Origin of the sequence: Dietzia sp. DQ11-44, assembly GCF_014145205.1 — a bacterium.
GTDB classification, from domain to species: domain Bacteria; phylum Actinomycetota; class Actinomycetes; order Mycobacteriales; family Mycobacteriaceae; genus Dietzia; species Dietzia natronolimnaea.
The window spans coordinates 1-3,410 of record NZ_JAALEC010000444.1 but is presented as its reverse complement, the minus strand read 5'-3'; the positions used below and the strand labels follow the sequence as shown (position 1 = coordinate 3,410).

The 3,410-nt window shown below is 71.1% G+C and carries 4 protein-coding genes; 3 read left to right on the top strand and 1 reads right to left on the bottom strand.

From position 1 onward, the window contains the following. Positions 1–117 precede the first annotated feature (117 nt). Positions 118–516 (bottom strand): DUF2784 domain-containing protein, encoded by a 399-nt coding sequence (locus G6018_RS11570; RefSeq protein WP_182639662.1) that lies wholly within the window; start codon positions 514–516, stop codon positions 118–120. Positions 517–815: 299 nt separating this feature from the next. Here G6018_RS11570 and G6018_RS11565 point away from each other — a divergent pair, with 299 nt between their 5' ends. The 3 genes from G6018_RS11565 to G6018_RS11555 all read left to right on the top strand — a co-directional run. Next, a complete protein-coding gene (locus tag G6018_RS11565; RefSeq protein ID WP_182639661.1) occupies positions 816–1,889 on the top strand; it encodes a 3-deoxy-7-phosphoheptulonate synthase in 1,074 nt (357 codons plus the stop codon). Between the two features lie 59 nt (positions 1,890–1,948). Next, the gene (locus tag G6018_RS11560) at positions 1,949–2,716 is read left to right on the top strand and encodes an isoprenyl transferase (protein ID WP_182639660.1); all 768 of its coding nucleotides are present in this window, start codon (positions 1,949–1,951) and stop codon (positions 2,714–2,716) included. Beyond that, a partial coding sequence (locus G6018_RS11555; RefSeq protein WP_187701057.1) for an MOSC domain-containing protein occupies positions 2,716–3,410 on the top strand: 695 nt, incomplete at its 3' end. The genes G6018_RS11560 and G6018_RS11555, both read left to right, overlap by 1 nt.

Here is a 3,410-nt window from a genome sequence, read left to right as displayed (position 1 = left end):
ACCACCGCACCCCCCTGCGCCAATCGAACTCGCCACCATTCGAACGTGTGATCTAGTATATCGTCTCAACCGAGATAGCACAAGTGTTCGACTGGCCCCGTGAGGGCGGGGTCGACCTCAGGGGTATCGCGCCTCTGGGCCGAGTGCGCGGGAGCGTGAGCGCGCTCGCCAGTGGAGGAAGGCCAGGCCCGCCCATGAGACGAGCACGGCGGACGCAACGGCGAGTTGCGCCGTCAGAAGATGTTCCGCGGGATAGATGACGCCGGTGAGGTAGTGGTCGATGAACCCCGTCGACGGCAGCGTCTCCTGGCCGGCGCGGGCGCGTCCCCAGTTCTCTACGTGGGTGAGCGGACAGTCCCACCCCACCGTCGCGATCCCGAGTCCGTACGCCGCCGTCGCCAGATGCGGCCAGAATGTCCAACGCCATCGCCACGCGAGGAAGCCGCCCACCACCATGTACACGAGGAAGGCCGCGTGGAGCACCATCGCAGCGTCAGCGACGAGTCGGTATCCCATGACTCCAGGGTGCCAGCCGGGGCGGGAGGCGCAAGTGGCCCGACGGGGGCGGCCTCTGCTACGGTGACCGGCATGTCGATCGCTCGCGCTTATTGGCGCTTTATGTGGGCTCCGGGTGGAGCCCGCGCCACGAGCGCACGCGTCCGCTAGTCGGACGTCCGACACCCGGAGCCCAGAGGCGGTGACCACAACGGTCGCCGCCTCCCGCCATTTCCAGCGGCGGATCCGGGTGCGCACAGGGCACCGAACAGGATCACGGCACCCGGCCCGCCACGACCCCCGCATCAGGAGCGCACGCCGTGACCATCACCGCCGAGAACCCCACCCAGACCGCCGACCGGCGAGTCCTGTCCTACTCCCCGTTGCCGACGCCGATCGAGATCCTCGGCGAACTCCCGCTGGGAGAGGCCCGCGAAGCGCTGGTCGAGCGCAGCCGCAGCGAGATCGCCGATGTCCTGGCCGGGCGAGACGACCGGCTGCTCGTGGTGGTGGGGCCCTGCTCGGTCCACGATCCCGACGCCGCGCTCGACTACGCGGGGCGCCTCGCGGCCCTGGCCCGGGAAGTCTCGGAGGACCTGCTGATCGTCATGCGCGTCTACTTCGAGAAGCCGCGCACGACGGTGGGGTGGAAGGGCCTGATCAACGACCCGGCCCTCGACGGGAGCTACGACATCCCCCGCGGACTGCGCACCGCCCGCAGACTCCTCCTGGACGTGTTGGACCTCGGCCTGCCCGTCGGCTGCGAGTTCCTCGAGCCGACCAGCCCGCAGTACATCGCCGACGCCGTCTCGTGGGGCGCCATCGGAGCCCGGACCACCGAGAGCCAGGTGCACCGGCAGTTGGTCTCCGGCCTGTCCATGCCGGTGGGGTTCAAGAACGGGACGGACGGCGAGGTCCAGGTCGCGGTGGACGGGTGCAGGTCCTCGGCGTCGCGCCACGTGTTCTTCGGCACCGACGCCGAGGGCCGGGCCGCCGTGGTGGAGACCGCCGGGAACACCGACTGCCACGTGATCCTCCGGGGCGGCACGGGCGGACCCAACCACGATGCGGCCTCCGTGGCGTCCGCGGTGGCGTCGGTCGCGAGGGTGGGGCTGCCCGGGCTGGTGATGGTGGATGCGAGCCACGCCAACTCCGGCAAGTCCCACGAGCGTCAGGCCGAGGTCGTGGCCGAGCTCGCCGAGCGGATCGGGGCGGGGGAGGAGGGCATCTCCGGCGTGATGGTCGAGAGCTTCCTCGAGGCCGGCGCCCAGTCCGTCGACGCCGCGGAACTCGTCTACGGCAAGTCGGTCACCGACGCCTGCATCGGCTGGGACACCACCGAGGAGGGCGTGCGCGCGCTGGCCGCGGGGGTTCGCGCCGGCCGACGGGGCTGAGCCCCCGCGGGGTCAGGGGGACCCCTGTGGAGGGGGCGTCGCGCGGTAACCTCTACCGAGTGGATGCCTCCTCCCCCCTGTACTCGCTGTACGAGTCGCGACTCCGGTCGTCACTCGACGGTGCCCGGCTCCCACGGCACATCGCCGTGATGGCCGACGGAAACCGCCGATGGGCCAAGGAGGCCGGGTTCGCGGATGTCGCGCACGGACACCGGGCCGGGGCGGTCAAGATCGCCGAGATGCTGGGCTGGTGCGACGAGCTGGGCGTGGACGTCGCCACCATCTATCTGCTGAGCACCGAGAACCTGGGTCGTGATGCCGAGGAGCTCGACGAGCTGCTGCAGATCATCGCCGACGTGGTGGACGAGATCACCGGTCCGGACAAGAACTGGGACGTCCGGATCGTCGGGCGGCTCGAGGTGCTGCCGGACTGGCTGGCCGAGCGGCTGCGCCACGCCGAGCGCGCGAGCACCGGGCGTCGGGGGGTCAAGGTCAACGTCGCCGTGGGGTACGGCGGCCGTCAGGAGATCGCCGATGCGACCCGCGAGCTCGTCGCCCAGTTGATCGACGAGGGCCGGACCGGGCGGGACCTGGTCGACGGCATCACCGTGGAGGCCATCGGCGAGCACCTCTACACCTCCGGCCAGCCCGATCCCGATCTGGTGATCCGGACGTCCGGCGAGCAGCGGCTCTCCGGATTCCTGCTGTGGCAGAGCGCCTACTCGGAGATCTGGTTCACCGAGGCCTACTGGCCCGCGTTCCGCCGCGTGGACTTCCTCCGCGCCCTGCGCGACTACGGTGCCCGCAACCGCAGGTTCGGCCACTGATGCCGGCCTCGAACAGTCCCGCGTCCGGGGAGACGGTGCCGGAGTCGTTCACCGTGCAGGCCGTCTGCGTGGTGGACCAGCTCCTCACCGTTCCCGGCCGCGTCGGCGTGACGGCGATCGACAAGCGCCCCGTCGAGGGCCCGGTGCAGGTCCGTGAGTACGGCCTCCACGGCGACGTCCAGGCCGACCGCGAGCATCACGGCGGCGTGTGGAAGGCCGTCTACCTGCTCTCCGACTCCGATGTCGAGCCGTGGGAGCCCGAGTTCGGCGGGCCGATCCCGCCCGGGTACTTCGGCGAGAACCTGCGAGTGACCGGCGTCGACACCTCGCAGCTGCAGATCGGCACCGTCCTGGAGGTGGGCCGGGGCAGCGGTCGTCGGGGTCCGTTGCGCCTGGAGATCACCACCCCGCGCATCCCGTGCCAGACGTTCGGCGATCGCGTCGGCAAGCCCAGGTGGGTGCGCCGGTTCACCGAGGCGGGGCGACCGGGTGCGTACGCCCGTGTGCTGCGGCCGGGGCCTGTCGAGGTGGGCGACGAGATCCGGGTGGTCGCCGTGCCCACGCACGGCGTCACCATCGGGCGGGTGTTCGCGGGGGTCGACGACGACGAGGCCGGCCGCCTGCTGTCCGAGTACACGCTCTCCGACCTCGCACCGAGCCTCGTGCGCAAGCTCGACCCCGCCACGGACGTCCG

Bases quoted from the DNA above. Each gene is read 5' to 3' on its own strand.
- G6018_RS11570 (WP_182639662.1), bottom strand. From the start codon at position 516: ATGGGATACCGACTCGTCGCTGACGCTGCGATGGTGCTCCACGCGGCC.